Annotated in this window: 19 protein-coding genes; 16 read left to right on the top strand and 3 right to left on the bottom strand. The window is 35.1% G+C overall.

Annotation, left to right across the window (positions count from 1 at the left end; all coding sequences use genetic code 11):
- Positions 1-5 precede the first annotated feature (5 nt).
- A complete protein-coding gene (zwf, locus tag C8C76_RS05745) occupies positions 6-1529 on the bottom strand; it encodes a glucose-6-phosphate dehydrogenase (protein WP_108139520.1) in 1524 nt (507 codons plus the stop codon).
- Between the two features lie 71 nt (positions 1530-1600).
- Entirely contained in the window at positions 1601-2236 is a 636-nt protein-coding gene (locus C8C76_RS05740; protein WP_108139518.1) for a lactate utilization protein, read from the bottom strand.
- A 172-nt stretch (positions 2237-2408) separates the two neighbouring features.
- Here C8C76_RS05740 and C8C76_RS05735 point away from each other — a divergent pair, with 172 nt between their 5' ends.
- The 9 genes from C8C76_RS05735 to C8C76_RS05695 all read left to right on the top strand — a co-directional run bounded on the left by C8C76_RS05735 (position 2409) and on the right by C8C76_RS05695 (position 14027).
- Positions 2409-2612, top strand: coding sequence for a putative motility protein (locus C8C76_RS05735; protein ID WP_108139516.1), 204 nt, complete (start codon positions 2409-2411; stop codon positions 2610-2612).
- A gap of 104 nt (positions 2613-2716) precedes the next feature.
- Positions 2717-3736, top strand: coding sequence for a substrate-binding domain-containing protein (locus C8C76_RS05730; protein WP_181248156.1), 1020 nt, complete (start codon positions 2717-2719; stop codon positions 3734-3736).
- Positions 3737-3748: 12 nt separating this feature from the next.
- On the top strand, positions 3749-5503 hold the full coding sequence (locus C8C76_RS05725; protein WP_108139512.1) for a sensor histidine kinase: 1755 nt from the start codon (positions 3749-3751) through the stop codon (positions 5501-5503).
- Between the two features lies 1 nt (position 5504).
- On the top strand, positions 5505-6653 hold the full coding sequence (locus C8C76_RS05720) for a response regulator transcription factor (protein ID WP_181248155.1): 1149 nt from the start codon (positions 5505-5507) through the stop codon (positions 6651-6653).
- 537 nt (positions 6654-7190) lie between these two features.
- Entirely contained in the window at positions 7191-8426 is a 1236-nt protein-coding gene (locus C8C76_RS05715; protein ID WP_308812581.1) for a transposase, read from the top strand.
- Between the two features lie 274 nt (positions 8427-8700).
- A complete protein-coding gene (locus C8C76_RS05710) occupies positions 8701-9795 on the top strand; it encodes a sugar ABC transporter substrate-binding protein (RefSeq protein ID WP_108139506.1) in 1095 nt (364 codons plus the stop codon).
- 89 nt (positions 9796-9884) lie between these two features.
- A complete protein-coding gene (locus C8C76_RS05705) occupies positions 9885-11417 on the top strand; it encodes a sugar ABC transporter ATP-binding protein (protein ID WP_108139504.1) in 1533 nt (510 codons plus the stop codon).
- Positions 11418-11419: 2 nt separating this feature from the next.
- The gene (locus C8C76_RS05700; protein ID WP_108139502.1) at positions 11420-12532 is read left to right on the top strand and encodes a sugar ABC transporter permease; all 1113 of its coding nucleotides are present in this window, start codon (positions 11420-11422) and stop codon (positions 12530-12532) included.
- A gap of 133 nt (positions 12533-12665) precedes the next feature.
- Positions 12666-14027, top strand: coding sequence for a tetratricopeptide repeat protein (locus C8C76_RS05695; RefSeq protein WP_108139500.1), 1362 nt, complete (start codon positions 12666-12668; stop codon positions 14025-14027).
- A 63-nt stretch (positions 14028-14090) separates the two neighbouring features.
- On the opposite strand, the gene C8C76_RS05690 is transcribed toward C8C76_RS05695, so the two are convergent.
- A complete protein-coding gene (locus C8C76_RS05690) occupies positions 14091-14861 on the bottom strand; it encodes a glutaminyl-peptide cyclotransferase (RefSeq protein WP_108139498.1) in 771 nt (256 codons plus the stop codon).
- Positions 14862-15061: 200 nt separating this feature from the next.
- Between C8C76_RS05690 and C8C76_RS05685 the strand changes: the two genes are divergently transcribed.
- From C8C76_RS05685 to C8C76_RS05655, 7 genes are read left to right on the top strand one after another with little or no spacing between them, the layout of a single operon-like run.
- Positions 15062-15331: a DUF6470 family protein gene (locus C8C76_RS05685; protein ID WP_108139496.1), complete on the top strand. Its 270-nt coding sequence runs from the start codon at positions 15062-15064 to the stop codon at positions 15329-15331.
- 33 nt (positions 15332-15364) lie between these two features.
- Positions 15365-15808 (top strand): flagellar assembly protein FliW, encoded by a 444-nt coding sequence (gene fliW, locus C8C76_RS05680; protein ID WP_108139494.1) that lies wholly within the window; start codon positions 15365-15367, stop codon positions 15806-15808.
- A complete protein-coding gene (gene csrA / locus C8C76_RS05675; RefSeq protein ID WP_108139492.1) occupies positions 15808-16035 on the top strand; it encodes a carbon storage regulator CsrA in 228 nt (75 codons plus the stop codon). Before fliW ends, csrA begins: the two co-directional genes overlap by 1 nt.
- A 54-nt stretch (positions 16036-16089) precedes the next feature.
- Positions 16090-16497 carry a flagellar export chaperone FliS gene (gene fliS, locus C8C76_RS05670; RefSeq protein ID WP_108139490.1) on the top strand — a complete coding sequence of 136 codons (408 nt, stop codon included), beginning with the start codon at positions 16090-16092 and terminating at the stop codon, positions 16495-16497.
- Positions 16498-16511: 14 nt separating this feature from the next.
- On the top strand, positions 16512-16901 hold the full coding sequence (locus C8C76_RS05665) for a hypothetical protein (protein ID WP_108139488.1): 390 nt from the start codon (positions 16512-16514) through the stop codon (positions 16899-16901).
- A 24-nt stretch (positions 16902-16925) separates the two neighbouring features.
- Positions 16926-18911 (top strand): chemotaxis protein CheA, encoded by a 1986-nt coding sequence (locus C8C76_RS05660; RefSeq protein WP_108139486.1) that lies wholly within the window; start codon positions 16926-16928, stop codon positions 18909-18911.
- A 31-nt stretch (positions 18912-18942) separates the two neighbouring features.
- On the top strand, positions 18943-20760 hold the full coding sequence (locus C8C76_RS05655; RefSeq protein WP_108139484.1) for a methyl-accepting chemotaxis protein: 1818 nt from the start codon (positions 18943-18945) through the stop codon (positions 20758-20760).
- The last annotated feature ends 27 nt before the right edge of the window (positions 20761-20787 follow it).

Here is a 20787-nt window from a genome sequence, read left to right as displayed (position 1 = left end):
CAAACTTATTCGTTATCCAGCCAGCTTCGACCATCTGCCTCCAGGAGTCTGTCAGCTGCATCAGGCCCTTCACTTAAAGCTGGATATTGATGCAATTCAATATTTTCATCTACACATTTCTGCTGGATTTTATCGATAAACTTCCAGGAGTAAGATACCTCTTTCCAGCTGGTAAAGAGTGTTTTGTCCCCGGCTATCATATCATAGATTAAGCCCTCATAATTTTCAGGTGAGTTGAAAAACTGCTGACAGCTCTGACAGAATTCCATTTCAACCGGAATAATCTTATTATTACTGGCCGGTTTGCGGGTGTTAAATCTTAAAGAAACACCTTCCTCAGGCTGAATTTTAATCAGCAGCAGATTACTGTCCAGGTTCTGGTTCTGCAGATAGGAAGAGTGAAAATTATCTTTAAATTCGACTGCGATTGCAGCTTCTTTTTTACTTAATCTTTTACCAGATTTAAGGTAAATTGGGACATCACGCCAGCGCTCATTATTTAAAAATAATTTAAGTGCCATAAAGGTAGCTGTCTGAGAGTTAGGATCAATTTGATCTTCTTCGCGGTAGGCTTTGATCTTTTCATTATTGACGGTGTTTGAGTCATACTGTCCCCGAACAATGTGTTTATCTATATCACTTAAATCATTGTCAGCAAGTTCTTTAAAAACTTCAACCTTTTTCGCAGAGATTTCTTCAGCACTTAGATTTTCCGGTTCTTCCATTGCTATTAATGATAAAACCTGGAGGATATGATTTTGAAACATATCTTTGATTACTCCGGTATCATCATAGTATTTTCCGCGATCTTTAACACCTTCTGATTCATTTAGATAAATCTGAATATTGTCGATGTGGTCCTTATTCCAGAGTGCTCTAAAAATTGGATTGCTTAATCTGATAACCATGATATTCTGAATCATTTCTTTGCCCAGATAGTGGTCAATTCTAAAGATGTTTTTCTCAGAGAAAATATTGCTGAGAGTATTATTTAATTTTTGAGCTGACTCGAAATCGTGCCCAAAGGGCTTTTCAATTACCAGTCTGGAATCACTGTGCTCAAAACCAGCATTTAAAAGATTATATTCCTTTAAATTTTCTGCAATTTCTGAGAAGAATTTCGGTGCAGTCGCCAGATAGAAAATACGGTTAGAGATTTTCTCTCTTTTAGATTTTTCTAAAAGTCTCTGGCGGAGCCTTTCAAAGTCATCTGGTTCTTTAAAAGAGAGCTGAAAATATTCGATATGATCTGTAAGTGACTGCCAGATCCGGTTATCAATTTTTTCTTTTTTATTTTCAAGTGAAGCATATAAATTATTAAGATATTCATTTTTGTTGTCATAACGGCGGCCGGTAGCTATTATTGTGTAATGATCCGGCAGTATATCTTTGGCTGCTAAATTATAAAAAGCAGGAATGATTTTATTATGTGCCAGATCACCTGTACCACCAAATAATATAAATTGAAAATTATCTTCGATATTTTTATCGTCTGGATTATTATAAAGTTTATCTATTGTTTGATTCATAAAGAACACCTCCCATAACTATACTAAATTTAACACAATTACTCAGTTATTACTGTAAATAGATTAACATTCTAAAATCCCAGTTCTTCGCCAACCAGAATAACTTTAATTCTGTCATCCTGGCGGGAACGGCGGGTAATAACAGTCTGGCAGCAGATTGTATCATCTATCTGACAGCTGTTACAGTAACCGGTTTTAGCACAGGGAGTTTTTTGGTCCAGTCGAACAGAATTGGCAGGAGCTGCCTGGTTGCGGACTCTTTTAACTGCACTCTCCTGATCAACTGTAACTTTATTCATTCCAGCTACAATAATCACATTTTTGGGACCATAAATTAATGCTGCCAGTCGATTGCCGTTACCATCAACATTTACCAGTTCTCCAGCCTGAGTAATTGCATTTGAACTCATTAAGTAGTAATCAGCACTTAAAGCCTGATGATAAATTTTTTCTTTTTCGGCTGAATTTTTAGCTTCTGCCCGATCAAGCAGCTTATAATCACCAGCTTTTAACTTATCAAAAATTCCAATTTCAGCTAGAGTCATTGAGCCTCCCCAGGAGACTGATGTTCTTTCTTTGATTAGCTCAAGCACTTTTGCTGTGGCTGCTTTTGAATCTTCTACATAAAAACCTTCAATATTTCTTTTCTCAAAATTTCTAATTAAATTTTCCGCTTTAATTCTGTAGTATTCTTTTTTTGCACTCATAAAAATTCTCCTTTCAATATTTATTCCTCACTAATAATAATTGTACAAAAGTACTCAAATTACCTGCTTTATTTAATTAATTACTCAAAATAGTGGAAAAAAAGCCTGAAATCTGCTATTATTAAAATACTGATTAGTTTAATTAAGATTAATTCTCAAGGGAGTTGATATAATGAGCAGTATAAATGCTGCAATGCAGAATCAGATAGCAAGTGTTCAGCAGGCTTTGAGTATTTCTGGAATGAGGCAGGCAATGGGTCAGAGTGCTGATCAGGTCTCTAAACTTGTTGAAGGTATGCAAGAAACCTCCCAGGCTGTGCAGCAGGCTAGAGCTGCCGGACCGGGCAGAGGCCAAAATATTAATCTGATGGCATAGAACGCGTTAACTTAAAGATAAAAGGCCTTTATCGGGCCTTTTTTTATGTGCTGTTTAAATTTTTGAAATTTTGTGATAGCTAAGAAATAAGCGGGGTGAAAAATTTGTTTGCTCAAAAAAACAGGCTTTTATTTGTATTAATTGTAATTATAATTTTGCCAGCGCTTTTGACTTCTGCAGCTGGAGCAGAAAATATTCAGGCAAATGAAAATGATGAAGAAATTACTATTGCTTATGTTCCGCGGTCACTTGACAATCCAATTTTTTTAGATGCTTTTGAACATGCCCAGGAAAAAGCCATTGACCTGGGAATTAATATTGAGTGGGTTGCTCCTTTTGTCTACAATGAAGAAGCACAGATAAAAATAATTGAGAGTTTGATTGCCAGAAAAGTGGATGGAATGGTGGTAAGTGTTAATAATACACCTGAATATATAGATGTAATTAACAGAGCTATAGAGGCAGGAATTGCAGTAGCAACATTTGATGCTGACGCTCCTGACAGTAGAAGGCTTTTTCATATTGGAATCAATAATTATGAGGCGGGAAAAGTTACTGCAGAAGGTTTACTTACAGTTTTAGAAAACAGAAATATTGATTACAACCAGCAGGAGAAAAAACTGGATACTATGATTATGACAGGTGTCCGGGGTGCGCTTAATCTCGACAGTCGGATTGAAGGTTTTCTGGACACTGTTGAAGCTACAAATATTAGAGTGCAGGATATAGTTGAGAATCAGGATAGTGTTAATCTTTCGGTGGAACTGCTGGAACAGTATTTACAGCAAAATCCTGAGATTGATATTATATTTTTTGTAGGCGGCTGGCCCTTTTATGTACCGGCAGAGGCTCTGCCTAATTTTCAGCAGTGGTCGAAAAACGGAGGAGTTGCTGTAGGTATAGATATCTTTTATGATGCGCTCTTACTACAGGAAAGGGGACTACTGCAGTATTTGGTTGGTCAGGATATGGCCACAATGGGTTCTAAAGGTCTTTCTACATTATATAACTATATAAAATATGGAGCTGAACCGAGAGAATATATTGAAACGGGCGTAGAAGTTGCTGATGATGATAATTTAGAGCGGCTTTTGCAAACTCATCGACCCTGGAGGGTTAAATAAGGTGGAAATTTAATGTTTAATAATCTTTTTAAAAAATTATTTAATAAAATAGAGATTCATACGATCAGAACAAAATTGATTATTTCTTTTCTGATAATTGGTCTGCTGCCAATTTTATTATCCGGGCTGCTTTCTTTTAATATTTATCGGGGGGCAATTAATGATCGAATCAGTGCTTACTCACAGGAAATGGTAAATAGAATGGAAAGAGATCTGGAAGACTATATTAGTGAGATTGAAACTTTTTTAAGCCGGGAGCAGGATTTTTATATTAATCAATTTATAAAATTAACCCAGGCCAATGATTTTAGAAATAACAGGAAGTATGCTTTTAGAATCTGGGAGGATTTTAATAATCTAAAACAGATGAAGCCCGGACTGGAGGATATTGCAATAACCTTTCAGGATGGACGCAGAATCAGCAGTTATGGGACTTATAATATTGATTTGGAAAATTTTAGAGCCAGGATGTATTCTGATTCAAGTGGAGACATATCTTTTACTTCTCCCTATACAAATTATTTGCAGCAGGAAGTAATTACTATTGTCAGTTCATATTATCCCGAAATTGCCGAGGAAAATGTTTTGATTTCTGCAGATATTGATCTGGATGTACTGGCAAATTTAACCGATTTTAATCTGGGAGAAAAAAGTTACTTTTTAATTGCTGATCAAAATGGTGATATTATTTATCACCCCAACCAGGAACTGATAGGTGAGAGGAGCCTCTTATATAATGCTGGTTTTCCAGACCGCAAGCTTAATCTAAATGGAGAACAGTATATTTTGACTTCTACTTTTTCCTATGCAACTGGCTGGTATATAATCAGTATGGCCTCGGCAGATGAGGTAGAAGCAGAGTTGAATTATATAACTGATATTACATTATATATGACTTTAGTGGTACTCTTAATTATTATTTTGCTGACCATTTATTTATCATCCTCACTTTCAAGGCCAATCCAGAAGCTGCAGGAGTTAACTCACCGGGCTTCCGAAAATGACCTGTCAGTTAAAATTGATACGAGTGGTAATGATGAAATAGCTGAGCTGGGTCAGAGTTTCAATAAGATGATCAGGCGGATTAATAAATTGATGGAACAAAATGTTAGAGAACAGAAGCTGCTTAGGAAACTGGAGATGGAGAGTCTTGATAACCAGATTAAGCCTCACTTTATTTATAATACTCTTGACCTAATAATTGGACTTTTGGAAAACAAAGATTTTGACAGAGCAACTCATATGGTTGAGGCTCTTGGTAAGTTCTTTCGCCTCAGTTTAAGCCACGGTAAAGAAATGGTCTTAATTAGAAATGAAATTAAACATGTAAAAAATTATCTTTTTATTCAGCAGTTTCGGCATGGAGAAGAATATGAATATATAATTGATGTTGAAGATCATGAAATTATGGATAAGCATATTCCAAAATTAATACTGCAGCCGATTGTTGAAAATGCTATTTACCACGGTTTGCTGCCGTCTGAGAAAAAAGGACTGGTTATTGTAAAAGGCTACCGGGAAAATAAGAATATATATTTTAAAATTGCAGATAATGGAGTTGGTATTCCAGCTGCAAAGGTAGAAGAGATAAATAAGATTTTAACTGGCAGGCTGAAAACTGATGATCAGCAGAAATATTTTGGCCTGCGCAATGTGGACCAGCGCTTAAAATTAATGTACGGAGGCAGTTCTGGCCTGAGGGTTGAAAGTGTTGAAGGTGAGAAAACTACTGTGATTATTAGGATTGATCAGAGAGGAGGAAATTGATTTGAACTTTAATTTACTGCTTGTTGATGATGAAAAACCAATTCGAGAAAAATTAATTAATAATACTGACTGGGAAAAGGAAGGTTATCAGATCTTTGCTGCTGCAAATGGAGAAGAAGCTTTAAGATTTGTTAGAGAAAATGGAATCGATATTCTGGTAACTGATATCCAGATGCCCAAATTGAGTGGTATGAATTTGATAGAAAAAGCCCGCAAAAATGGGAATCATTTAAAGGTAATTGTGATTTCTGGTTTTGCAGAATTCGAATATGCTCAAAAATCAATTCGTTTTGGTGTTAATGATTATTTATTAAAACCCTTTCGCTCAGAGAAACTGCTGGAAGTTGTCAATAAAGCCAGGGATGAGCTGGTTAGGGAGAAAAATAATGAACAGAGACTGGCGGCATTAAGAGGGGAAATATCCAATTATATTAATGAAAACAAACTGAATACAATTTATAATTGGTTAATAGATGATCAATTTTTTCAGCATCAGTCTTTGATAATGGATAGAATTGATTTAAATGCTGTTTTAAAAAGAGGCAGTAAAGAGGATGTTTTGCAGACAGTAAATAAAATTATTGAAGAATTAAAAGCGGTAGAACTCAATAAAGAAAAATTATTTGTTGTCCTGAATAATCTAATCTTAGAAAGTTTTAAGATTATCAAGGATTTAGACTATCAAGCAGAAGATTTAATGGAAATAATTGATAAAGAGCGCATAGAAAATTTAAACTATGGGGAAATAAAGGAAGTTGAGATTATACTCAAGGAATTTCTGCTGAGGCTGCATGATTTAATTTCCTTTACTCCTGGTGAAAAGAATGCTGAAATAATCAGTGAAATGAAGGCCTATATTGCAGAAAATTATCAGGATGGAATTACTTTAAGTGAGCTGGCCCGTAAATTTAATTTAAGTACGGGTCATTTAAGCAACCTTTTTCACGAAGAAAGTGGAGAAAGTTTTAGTGACTACCTTAATATGATCAGATTAAATAAGGCAAAAGAGCTGTTAAAAACTACTGATGATAAAATTTATCAGATTGCTGACCAGCTTGGTTTTAATGATGCCTATTATTTCAGTTCCTGGTTTAAAAAACTGGTCGGAGCTTCTCCCACAACTTATAGAGATAATATAAATCTTTTGTAGAATGATTGAAATTTCCAGTAAAATAGAAATCAACCAAACGGCTAAGCCTTTAAATACTGAAGGTTTAGCCGTTTTTTGATCGAAGAAGTTAATTTTTGACAATGAGTGAAGCAGGACGCGGTTGAATAATCTCTCCCAATTTTTGCTAAGTTCTTGAAAGTTTTTGTATTAATGAATTATTAAACAAAATAATTTTTTTCAAAGCTATTATCTTTTTGGATGACTCTAGAAATTAACTGTAGTCAAGGATGGCGGAAGTTAATTTCTCTGACAGTAAACGGAGCAGGAGGCGGAGTGAACGACAAAGGAAAAAAGATAATAGCTTTGAAAAACTTATAAAAAAGATATAATTCATTAACACAAAAAATATTCAAGGGTTTAAAAAAATATTCTATGGTTAATCCTCAGATAATTAAGCGAATTTCATAAAAATAAGCCTTGATATAACAAAGAATTTAATGATATAAAAAGGGCTTCACCCCAATCTTGTCGAATTTAATAGTAGCACCCAAAAAACTCGAAAGAAGGTGAAGCCCTATTAATAATATTCGACAAGAGTGTCTCTTTCCCTTTGAAGAATTAGTAAATTTATCGGAAACAGACAAATTAATTTGTATTTTAGATCCTATTGATCTTAAACCTGTTGTTGAAAAGATAAAACCTAAGTCTAATAAAGGTCCTACTGGATACAATCCAGAAGCTATTTTAAGAGCTTTTCTGGTCCAACAGATCGAAAAGATTCCTACTAGAGCAGACTTAGTAAGCAAAATTGATAGAAGTCCATACCTCAGATATGTTTGTGGTTTTTCTACCACTGGCAGGGTGCCCAGCGAGTCAACTTTTAGCCGATATTACAGCAAATTATCTGAGACTGATGAACTGGAAATACTGATGAATAATCTTTTGGATCAATGTATAGATTTTGACTTATTGGACACTGAGACAATGGCTATTGATGCTTCAAAACTGGAAGCTTATGAACGAGCTAAGCCAAGGTCAAAGATAGATAAGGAAAATTCTTTTACCCCTGATTGGGGTACTAAATTTGACTCCCATAAAAATCAGATAACCTGGTATGGCTGGAAGATACATGCTGCAGTTGAAACTAAATCAGAATTACCAATTGCTTTAACTTTAACTCCAGCTAATCATGCAGATAAAACTCAGGCAATACCATTAGTTGAAAAAGTCAATGACTTTTTAGCTAAAAGAGATTTAACTAAACCTAAATACTGGACAATGGATTCAGGCTATGATTATACTGATATCTATGAACATATTCTCTTTGAGCAGGAGTCTCAGGCTATTATCCCAATTAACAAGCGTAATGCTAAACAGCCACCAGCTGGATTCTATGATTTTAAAGGAACACCAGTCTGCAGTGGAGGCCACAAAATGTATTACTGGGGTCATTACAAGGGAGTCAACAAATTTAGATGCCCACATGTATGTGGTAAAGTTGATTGTATTCATGGTACTAAGTGGTGTTCTAACAGCAACTATGGTCGAGTAACTAAAACCAGACCAAAAGAGAACCCAAGATATATTTCAACTCCACATAGAGATTCTAGAACCTGGAGAAAGATCTACAACAAAAGAACCAGTGTTGAAAGAACTTTTTCCAGACTAAAAGAGCATTTAAATTTAGAAAACTTAACTGTAATGGGAACTAAAAAAGTTAAAACTCATCTGCTATTAAGTTCTATCAGTTTGATAGCTGCAAGAATTGCAGCCGAGAAAATCAAACTCCAAAATCAAGTTTTAGCTGCTTAAATATCTTTTTAAAACATGATTTTAAGATACCCAAGCTAAGTGCGTCTAAATTTAGCAGTAAATCTATGGTAAATCATTAAAACCTATAATTTCAAGTTAAAAGGCTTATTTTTATGATTCGTAGACAATATTTTTTTGAATTAAACTAAATTAAGCGTATTATGAAATTCGCTTAATTATATACAATTTAGATAAATCAAATAACTCTTTGAGGATTATAAGCGATTATAAGTTAATAATGGTTCGCATTGAGAAAACTATTAGGGGGTAAATAATGAAAAAGTTAAGTATTTTGTTGGTAGTAGTTTTACTCGTTTCCTCAATGTCCATGACAGTTTTTGCTCAGGACGGCGGCTGGTTAGACAATCTCTTAGGAGATAATGAAAGAGAAGATGATGGAGTAATCAAGGTAGGTTTTCTGTTAAAGACAATGCAGGAAGAAAGATATAAGACAGATAGAGATGCTTTTATAGAAAAAGCAGAAGAATTAGGTGCTGATGAGGTTATCTTTGATGCAGCTAATAATGATGAAAATGAACAGCTTTCTAAATTTGAAAATATGTTAACCCAGGGTGCTGATGTAATTGTATTACAGCCAGTTAACACAGGTACTGCAAGTAATATGGTTAGAAAAGCACATGATTCCGGGGTTGCTGTAGTAAATTATGATTCATTAATTATGAACAGTGATGTAGATCTATTCTTAACTCAGGATAGCTGGGCAGTTGGAGAACTTCAGGGAGAAGCTATGGTTGAATGGTTTAAAGAAAACCGCGGTGAAGTTAAAGGTAATGTAGTTCTTTTAAGAGGACAGCCTGGTGACTCCAACGCCAATGCATTTTCTCAGGGAGTTTTAGATACAGTTGCAGAATATGAAGGCTTAGAATTAGTAGTGGATCAGAGTCACGAAGGCTGGTCACCTGACTTAGCTATGGAAACTACAGAGAATGCATTAACCAGATATGATAATAAAATTGATGCTGTAGTAGCTAACAACAGTGGTATGGCTTCCGGTGCAGTTAGAGCTTTAGAAGCTCAGGGTATGGCAGACACAGATAAGGTATTTGTTGCCGGTTCTGATGCTGATTTAATTAATATGAGATATATTGCTCAGGGTAAGCAGACAATTGATATCTTTAAGAAAGTTAAACCTCTAGCATATGAAGCTGCAAGAGCTGCAGTAGCACTTGCTAAAAACCCAGACAGACCAATCGATGAAATTGTAGATATTACACGTTATGTAGACAATGGTCAGGTTGAAGTTCCTACTGTAGTAACCGAAATTGTAGTAGTTAATCAGGATAATATTATGGATACTGTTGTTGCTGATGGTTATCACGAAGCAACAGATATTTTTAGCGAAGAGTAAATATAAGCTTATAAGCAATAAAATTACAGGCAGTCCCATCCAATTGGATGGGATTGCTCTATCAATAATCAATTCTGGAGGTAAAATAGATGGCTGAAGAAATTCTGGAAATGAAAAATATTATTAAAGATTTCCCCGGTGTTAGAGCTCTTGATCATGTTAATTTTGCTCTAGAAAAAGGAGAAATTTTAGCGCTGGTTGGAGAAAATGGTGCTGGAAAATCAACATTAATGAAAGTTTTAAGTGGTGTCTGGCCCTATCCTACTTATGAAGGAGACATTTATCTTGATGACATGCTTGTTCGCTTTGAAAATACAAGAGAAGCCGAAGAAGCAGGGATTGGAATTATTCATCAGGAATTGAATTTGCTGCCTGACCTATCTGTTGCCGAAAATATATTTTTAGATAGACAACCTTTGAATAAATTTGGTGGAATTAAATGGGAAGAATTATATCACAATGCCGAAAAAGTTTTAGCACGTTTAAATATGAATATTGATCCAAGAACTGAACTTGGAGATCTAACAGTTGGTAAACAGCAGATGGTTGAGATTGCAAAAGCTCTTTCCTTAGATACCAGAATTTTAGTTTTTGATGAGCCAACTTCTGCCCTAACTGAATCGGAAGTAAATGAATTATTTACAGTAATTAATGAATTAAGAGCCAGTGGAGTTTCTATTATTTATATTTCTCACAAGATGGAAGAAATCGAAGAAATAGCAGATTCGGTTGTTGTTTTAAGAGATGGAGCAACTATTGGCGAAAAAATTAATATTGATCAGGTTACTTTAGATGAAATTATTACCAGAATGGTTGGAAGAGATATTAATGACCTTTTTCCAAAAAAAGATTTTCAGCGAGGAGAAAAAACGCTGGAAGTAAAAAATATTTCTGTACCTGATCCATTTAGTCCTGACAAAAAATTAGTTGATAATGTCTCATTTTCAGCTTATAAGGGAGAAATTCTTGGTATTTCAGGTCTGATGGGAGCTGGAAGAACAGAGCTGGTTAACGCAATCTTTGGAGTTTATGGCAAAAAACGTGAGGGTGAAATTTACCTAAATGGTCAAAAATTGAAGATTAAATCTCCTGCTGATGCAATAAAAAATGGAATAGCTTTAGTTACTGAGGATAGAAAAGAATTAGGACTGCTGCTTGATAAAAATTTAGTGATGAATATGACTCTGCCGTCAATTAAAAAATTCAGTTCCAAAATGGCCATGGATAACCATGCAGAGCGAACTGTGGCTGAAAAGTATGTAGATGAGTTGAATATAAAAACCCCTTCCCTTGATGTCTTTGTAGAAAAACTAAGTGGAGGTAATCAGCAGAAAGTTGTTATTGGTAAATGGCTGATCACAGATTCTGATGTATTGATTTTAGATGAGCCAACCCGAGGGATTGACGTTGGTGCCAAAACAGAAGTTTACAGACTGATGAACCAGCTGGTTGAAGAAGGAGTAACTGTAATCATGATTTCTTCTGAACTGCCAGAAATAATGGGAATGAGTGACCGAATAGTTGTTATGTCAGAAGGAAAGAAAACTGCTGAGCTGGATCGTTCTGAAGCAGATCAGGAAACTATAATGAAATATGCAACCGGTAATAAAGGAGTTGAATAATTTTGAAGAAGTTTATCAAAAATAATGGTACATTTATAGCTTTAATTGTTTTAGTAATTATTTTAAGTATTGCTTCACCTTCATTTTTAAGTTCAAGAAATCTGACCAACCTGATTCGCCAGGTTACAATTAATGGTATTATTGCGGTTGGAATGACAATGGTAATCCTTTTGGCCGGGATTGATCTTTCGGTTGGTTCAGTTGTAGGATTATCAGCTGTAACCGTAACTTTATTAATGCAGGCTGGCCTCGGAATCTGGCTGGCAATTTTAATCACCTTAGTTGGTGTTGGTGGAGTTATTGGATTTTTCAATGGGTTTATGAGTGCGAAATTTGATATTCATCCCTTTATTATCACTTTAGGAATAATGACCATTGCCAGAGGTTTAAGTCTGGTTTTAACCCAGGGAGTATCAATACCGGTAACAAATATGACCTTTGCTGTAATTGGCAGTGGCTACATACCCAAATTACCTTCTCTGATAATTCTGGTAATTGCGCTGGCACTTGGTATTTTCGCTGTCTTTAAAACAAGTGTTGAGATTAGAAAAGGCGAAAAGGTTAGAAATAAGGCAAAATTAACAGTAGGTATAATTTTAATTGTGGTTGGATTTATCGCTGGTTTTTATGCTTTTATCGGCTATCAGGGGATCCCAATTCCGGTGGCTATTTTTGCAGTAGTTGTAATGGCAGGAGCTTATACTTTGCGTAAAACTCGCTTTGGCCGTAAACTATATGCAATCGGTGGTAACGAAGAAGTAGCCTGGTTATCAGGGATTAATATCTTGAAATCTAAAACCATGGTTTTTGTAATCACAGGTGTTTTAAGTGCTGCTTCAGGTATTCTGCTTGCCTCCCGTCTAAATGGAGCTTCCCCTAACTTAGGTGATGGTTTTGAGCTTGACGCTATTGCCTCAGTAATTATTGGTGGAACAAGTTTTATGGGTGGTGTTGGTACTGTTACAGGAACAGTAATTGGTGCTATTATCATTGGTGTAATTAATAATGGTATGAGTCTTCTTGGAATCAATTCATTTTACCAGATGATAGTCAAAGGCTTTATTATAATTCTGGCTGTAATGATTGATGTCCTAAATAGAAGAGAGACTGCCTAGTCTAAATTTAATAAATAGATATTTAAGACAGCTGAGCTATCACTTTTCAGCTGTCTCTTTTTCTTTTCAGACAGCTTTTTATATGATAGAATAATAAAAAAGCAGCAGATACTGCTCTGGAGAGGTTGTTATAATGAAGAAAAATAATGCTCATTATAGAGAGGCAATGAATTTAATCAAAAATAATAATGTGTCAGATGCAATTGATGAATTAAAATTGTGCTTAAAATTTAATTCGAAAAGTGTATCTGCTCTTAACCTGCTTGGGCTGGCCTATTATCTTAAATGCAGATTTGATAAGGCGGAAAAGACCTGGCGTAAAAGTCTCTCACTACAGAAGGATAAAAATAAGGCTCGCGATTATTTAGAGTTAATTACCAAACAGGATTTTAAAGAGATTCGAAAAGAATATAGAAATATCCTTTTTAGTGATGAAGCAGAAAAAAGTCAAAAGATAAAATTTTTAAAAAAATTGATTGAAGAATATGATGAATTAATTGAACCTTATGTGATTCTTGGTCTTTTATATAAAAAAGAGGAGAACTACGAAGAAGCTTTAAAATATTTCTATCAGGCATATGAATTAGACAGCGGTAATCAGAACATTAAAAATTATATTATGCAGTGTGAAGAGGAAGATAAGGAAAGCAGTGCTTTTAACTTTCAGTCAAAGACGAATAAACAGAGTGCTTTAATAGCTGGAGTGATTGCAGTAGTTCTGTTTGCAGTTTTTCTAAATTTAAGTGGAGTTAGTCCTTTAAGCTGGATTGAAAGTAATATTCGGGGATTTGAGTTTTCTGAGCCTGCAGACAGGGAAAATTCTGAAGAGACTACTGATAATTTGACTTCAAATCAAACTGCTGACCCAGTTGCTTCCGAAGGCGGTCAGCTTGAAGCAGGAGCGAATAGCCCCCAAACCGATGAAGCTGGCGATGATTTTGCAGAAAAGAATAAAAATAAAGAGGATAAAACACAGGGGAGCAGTTCAGAAATTTTAAATGAGATGAACTTACTCGAATATCAGAACAGTTCAGCTTTGATTTCAATTGAAGAGCTGAGAGAAATTAAAGCACGGGAAAGAGAAAAGGATAAACTGGAAGAAGCAAATACTTTTTTAGAGGAAGGTACCGAACAGCAGTTATTTAATCTGGGAATGGATTATTTTTCTCGTCAGGATTATCAGGATGCTGCCGACATTTTTAACAGTATATATAGTCTAACAGAAACGGATTATTTGAGGCGGGAGAGCTTATTTCTGCTTGCCAGAAGTCACGAGAAAATGGATAACTATCAGTCAGCAGAGCATTTTTATCGAATTTATTTAAATGAATATAATGAGAGCAACTATTATGATGAAGCCCTTTATAATCTCGGCCTGATGCTCAATGAAGCAGGAGAAGAAGAAAAGAGCAGGGAAGTCTTAAAAAGATTAAGAGAAGAAAACCCATACAGTGAATATAATAATTCTCATGTTTATGATATTTTAAACCAGTGATTAGAGCATAATCAAACCCTTAGGAAATTTTTCAGCAAACACTTTCCTAAGGGTTTTCTATTTTTAATCAGCAAATTCAATCCTGTACATTTTAGGCCATAACTTTCCTGTTACCAGAAAGTTTTGAGCCTGAGGATCATAAGCAATTCCATTTAAGACATCGATTTCTCCTTGATAGTCTGTACTTAAAATCCCACTCAAATCAAGATAGGCTGCAGTGGCGCCACTTTGAGCATCAATTTTTATAATATAATCTGTCTGCCAGATGTTGGCATAAATAAACCCTTCCTGATACTCCAGTTCATTAAGATTTTTAACCGGCTGCTTATTATTTTTAACGCTGATTTTTTTGAGCACTTCAAATGTTTCCGGGTCCCGATAATAAAGATACTGACTGCCGTCACTCATTATTATCTGCTCTCCATTATTAGTCAGGCCCCAGCCTTCTCCCTGATAACTGAATTTTTTTAGTAAATTAAAATCAAGGTCGTAAACAAAGGCTGTATTCTCTTTCCAGCTTAACTGATAAATTTTGTTATTTAAGATAGTTATGCCTTCACCAAAATATTCGGACTCCAGCTTGATTTTATTTAAGACTCTGCCGCTCTGAATATCAACTTTTCTTAAACTTGATCTCCCATAAAGTCCGGTTCCTTCATATAAATAGTTTTCATGAATTTCTAAGCCCTGGGTAAAAGCTTTGGGGTCATGGTTGTAACTATCCAGAACTTTATATTCCAGTTCTGCTAAGGATTCAGTGTCCAAAGCTGAAACAGTACCTGTCAAAAATCCAATCAATAAAATAGCTATTAAAATTATACTTTTATTTTTCATAATTCATCACCTCAAATTTTTAATTGCCTAACTTAAATATTCTTCATTAATATTTTAAAACCTTTTTTAAATAATGATAAGCAGCAGTAAATTGAAGAATGCTCTATTTAAACTGATTTAAAGATATCTAAAAGCAGATAATTGGATTTAATATTTTAGCAGTCTTTGACGATAATTATTTGTAGAGAGGATGTGATCTAATGCTGCAGAACCTGGATTTGCAGATTGACAGTTATCCATCCAGAAAAGCAATGGGTTTTTACAACTTAAAAGACAGTACAGGTAATTATGCAAAAAAAGCTGTGGAGACAGCACAGAAGGCAGCCGCTTTTTATGCATCAACTGGAGATAAATTGAGTGATTTTGAAAATTATAAAGTATCTGATCTGGGTGCGGAAATAATGTACAGTGAAGAAAGAGAACTGGTTATAGCCTATAAACCGGGTCCCAGTATAGATTTTAAAGCTTAAAATTTTAATAAATAAAAATTTGGAGGGATTTAAATGGAAATAATGACCCGTGATTTTGGTAGATTAGAAATAAAAAAATCAGATATAATTTCTTTCAAATCAGGCCTGCCTGGCTTTGAAAGTTTAAAGGATTTTGTTTTACTGCCCCTGGGGGAGGATTCACCATTTATTGTTATGCAGTCGGTTGATGATCCGGATATAGCATTTGTAACAGTAGAACCGGGGAATTTGATTCAGAATTATGAATTTGAAATTAATGATAAAACTGAAAAAGAGTTAGAAATTGAAAAAATTTCGGATCTTTTGATCTTAAATATAATCACACTTAAAGACGAAATCAAAAAGAGCACAGCCAACTTATCAGCTCCAATAGTAATTAATATCGAGGATAAACTTGGGAAACAGGTAATACTTGATGATCAGCGTTATCAGGTGAGATATAAAATTTTTGCTCCTGTAGAAGAGGTGGCAGAATAATGCTGGTACTGACGAGAAAATTAAATGAAAAAATAGTTATTGATGGGCAGATAGAAGTCACTGTTGTTGGAATAGAAAATGGAAAAGTCCAGCTTGGAATTGAAGCACCTCAGGAAATTGAAATTATGCGAAAAGAACTGCTGGAAGATGTAAAAGAAGAAAATAAAAAGGCAGTTAAAAACAAAAAACTGCTGGAAGAATTAAATAATATTAAATTTGAGCTCTAGTTTTATTGCTATTTTAAGCAAAAAAATATAAAATATGTTTAGGAGGTAATTATTATGCAGGGAAGAAGCGCTGATCAGTACAAGCAGATGCAGATAAAAACAGCAAGTCCAGGCAAACTTTTACTGATGCTTTATCAGGGTGCGGTTAAGTTTATGAAGCTGGCTAAAAAGAATATAAAAGAAGGAAAAATTGAAGAAAGTCATAAAAATATAATTAAGGCTCAAAATATTATCTTAGAGCTGCAGAGTACTTTAAACAAGGAACAGGGTGGACAAATTGCTGTTCAATTAGAAAGTCTCTATGATTTTATTTACAGAGAGCTAATCCAGGCCAACCTTAACAAAAACACAAAACATCTTGATAATGTAATTCCTCTGGTAGAAGAATTATTTGTAACCTATAAAGAAATAATAATCAATCAAAATTCTGGAGAAGAAAAAAGAGTAAATGTTGGAGTTTAGTCTGGAGGTTGATAATGAAAGATCTTTTTAAACTATACCAAAAATTAAAATCACTGACTGAAGCAGAAAGAAATCTGATTGAAGCTGGTGATTTTGACATTTTAAAAGAAAAATTGGCCCAGAAAAATGAGATAATGGCAGAAATTGATAAGGTTGAGCAGCAGGATTATTTTGCTCAGCTTGCTTTTTCTTTAAACAGAGATGAGCTGCAGGATAAAAAAGATGAGCTATATAAACTGATGCAGGAGATAAGCAAACTGCAGGCTCAAAATATGCAGGCTCTGGAAGATAAAAAGAAAGAAAATAAAGAAAAAATGATTTCTCTTTACAGCCGTGAAAAAAGTATTAAAGGCTATCTCAATTCTGATAAATATGAGGCCAAATTTTTTGATGAAAAAAGCTAATAATTAAACTCAGGGGGGAAGTTAATGCAGGACAATGGTTATTTAGATATGTTTTTTGATGAGGCAAAAGAATATGTTGAAACTCTGAACAACGGTATCTTAACCCTCGAAAATAATCCAGGGGATAAAGAAACCATAGATGCAGTATTTAGGGCAGCTCATTCGCTTAAAGGAATGGCTGCAACAATGGGCTTTGAAAACTTAACTGAACTAACTCATAAGATGGAAAATATGCTTGATCGAGTTAGAGAAGGTAAACTTGAAGTTAGAACAGATTTTATTGATCTGCTGCTGCAGGGGCTGGATAATATTCAGTTTTTAGTAGAAAAAATTAGAGAAAATGAGGGAGAAGAACCTGCCGATGTAAATTTAGCAGGTTTTATTAAAGAGCTGGCTAATTATGGTCAACAAGCTGCTGCTAAAATGGATAATAATCAGGATGATTTAGAAGCTAAAGAAGCTGACTTCAGCCTGCAGCTTAGTCAGGTTGAAAAAGAAGAGCTGGAAAAAAGAAAGAAAGATAAGGAAAGAATTTATCATTTAAAAGTTGTTCTAGATGAGCAGGATTTTCAGAGTGTAAGGGCCTTTATGGTTCTTAAGAAGATAGAAGAGATTGGAACTCTGTTTAAATCTGTGCCGGCAAAAGAAGAAATCGAAAATTCGGAGGAACCAATTTCCGAACTTGATATTTATGCTTTAAGCTGGCTGCCTGCTGAAGAGTTTAAAGAGGAAGTAGCAGAGGTATCAGGAGCAGATGTTCCTAATTTTAATGAAATAGAAAACCTGGAACTGGAAGAAGAAAGTTCCGAAAGTGATGAGGGAAGTCTGCACGCAGAACATAAAGTTAATTCTTTCCAGAGTAGTTCGACTGTTCGGGTTGATATTTCAAAACTTGATACTTTAATGAATATGGTGGGAGAATTATTAATCAATAAAACCCGACTCCAGTCACTAGACATTCAAAAATCAAAATTTAATGAGATAATTCCCCAGTTAGATCGGGTGACAATGGAATTACATCATATTGTAATGCAGATTAGAATGGTACCGGTGGGAGTAATGTTCAGCAGATTTCCCAGGATGATCAGAGATCTTTCTAATAAAATGGATAAAGAGATTGATTTTATTATGGAAGGCCAGGAAACTGAGCTGGACCGCTCAATTATTGATGAATTATCTGATCCGCTCACTCATCTGCTCAGAAATGCCATTGATCATGGAATAGAGAGTCCGGAAGCCAGAAAGGCCAAGGGTAAGGATGAGGAAGGCAGAATAGAACTTAGAGCCTACCAGAAGGGTAGTGAAATCATCATAGAGGTTAAGGATGATGGTGCCGGTATTGATGCCGATAAAATCGGTCGCAAAGCAGTAGAAAAGGGGATTGTCGGAGAAGAAGAACTTGAGCAGCTGGAGAGAAGAGATATTCTTGATTTTGTTTTCCATCCCGGTTTTAGTACTGCCTCCGAAGTTACCGATGTATCGGGCCGAGGAGTTGGAATGGATATAGTTCGGAATGTAGTTAAAAAACTTGATGGTCAGATCAGTATTGAATCTGAGCTAGGAAAGGGCAGCACTTTTACTATTTCACTGCCGCTAACTCTGGCCATAACTCAAGCACTGATGATTACAGTCGATGGAGATACATTTGCAATTCCTCTCAATGCTGTAAGTGAAACCCTTACTATCAGTCCTGAAAATATCAAAAAGGTAAGAGGAAAAGATGTAATTGTTTTAAGGAAAAATACAATTCCACTTGTTTCTGCTTCCGAAATTTTCGGCAGTAAAAACATTGATTCATTTAAAAAGTCAGAAGAGGATCTCTCAGTTGTTATTTTAAAGAGTGGAGATCGTTTTATTGGCTTGATAGTAGAGGAACTTCTAAATCAGCAGGAGATTGTAATCAAATCTCTCGGTAATTATCTGCAGGACACTGAATATATCAGTGGTGCAACAATTATTGGTGATGGTGATGTTGCTCTGATTATTGATGTAAGGGATATTGTAGCTTAAATAAAAAATATATAATAGGGGAGATAAAAAGATGGACCTAAGCATCGACAAAATAAACTGGCAGAGTATTAGAACGAAATTAATTATAATTATTAGTATCTTAGTTTTAGCTTTAATTTTACTTTCTTCAGTTTTTACATATTTTCAATCAAGAAGTATTTTAGAGGAAAGTATTTATCAGGCAGCCTTAGATAAGGTGCAGAATAATGCCAGGCAGCTTGATATGGTTATTGATCAGAGCATCAGTTCAGTTAGAAACTTAGATCACAGCTGGTTTGATACCCGAACAACTCTGGATACCGAACTGGCAAGAGAGCTTTATTTTAATATGGGTAATAATGAACATTTTGCTACCATAGTAGAAGAACATCCTTATCTTTCTTCACTTTTTATAGTTGATTTAAATGGAAAGATGGGTACAACCTATACAGAAGATGAAGTAGATATCTCAGAAACAGAAGTTTTTCAGCGTGCGTTAGAAAGTAAAGAAATTTTTCTCAGTGACCCGGTTAAGACTCCCGGTGGAGAAGAAGATGCAGTTTTAATAATGGAACCTTACTATGTAGGGGATCAGCTGGCAATGATCTTTGGTGGTTCAATTCCGCTGGCTGTATTCAATCAGCTGAGTACCTCAATGGATATTAATGGTGAAGGATCAGGTTTTATAATTAATGAAAATAATTACGTGATTGCCCATGAGAATCCTGAATACCAGGGTAATCAATCTCTGCTGGCAGCAGGGGGAGCTCAAATGGAAGCTTTATTTGAAAAAATGAAATCAGATGTCAGCGAGATTGAGTTCTATGATTTGCTCGGTGCTGAGCGCGGAGTAGCCTTTGCCCCTTTAGAATCTGTTGACTGGCAGCTTGCAATCCAGGCAAATAATGCTAATGTGATGGCACCAATTACTACCATGAGGTATATGAGTATTTTGATTGGGATCATTGCTGTTATTATAGGGATGGTTGTTGCCTATTATATTGCCGGTTATATTTCAAAACCAATTTTAAAGTTGCGCGATTCAGCTAATGTCATAGCCGGTGGTGACCTAACAGAAAAAGTTGAGATTGAAAATAAAGATGAAATTGGAGAACTTGCAGATGCCTTTAATCAGATGGTAGATAATATTAAAAAGCTGGTTGTAAATATCAATGATTCAGCTTTAAGAACTGATAAAACTGGAGAAGAACTTAAGGACACTGCAGCTCAGACATCCAGATCTATTGATAATGTTGCTGCTTCAGTAGAGGAATTTTCTGCTTCAATTGAAGAGGTAGCTGCTTCAGCCGAAGAATTTGCTTCTTCTAGCACAGAGATTAACGAAAATGTTCAGGGGATTACTAATTATACAGATCAGGTTAACGAACTTGCAGTAAGTGGTCTGGAAGAAATGCAGAAAACAGAAAACGAAATGGAAGAAGTAATGGATGTATCTGCTGAATCTATTGATAAAATTAACAATTTAAATGAGTCTGCTGGAAAAATTAACGGTATAGTTAATATGATTTCTGCTATTGCTGAACAGACTAATCTGCTTGCCTTAAATGCTGCTATCGAAGCTGCTCGGGCTGGAGATGCCGGTAGAGGTTTTGCAGTCGTAGCAGATGAAATCAGAGAATTAGCTGAAGAAACAAAGGGCTCAACCGATGAAATTAGAAATCTGGTAGATGATCTGCAGGATGAAATTAAAGATACTGTTGGAGTTATTAATAATACCAATGAACAGATTAAAACCGGAGCTGCCTCAGTATCTGAAACGGGTAAGACCTTTAATAATATAACTCAACTTTCGGCGTTAGGTTTTAGTAATAAAACCTTGATAAACATAGGAAGAAGCTCAAAAAAGTAGTCATAAAAAATACAAAAACACCCCTAT

Origin of the sequence: Halanaerobium saccharolyticum (assembly GCF_003053565.1) — a bacterium.
In the GTDB taxonomy this organism is placed as follows: Bacteria; Bacillota; Halanaerobiia; order Halanaerobiales; family Halanaerobiaceae; genus Halanaerobium; species Halanaerobium saccharolyticum_B.
This window is presented reverse-complemented; position numbering and strand designations above follow the sequence as displayed.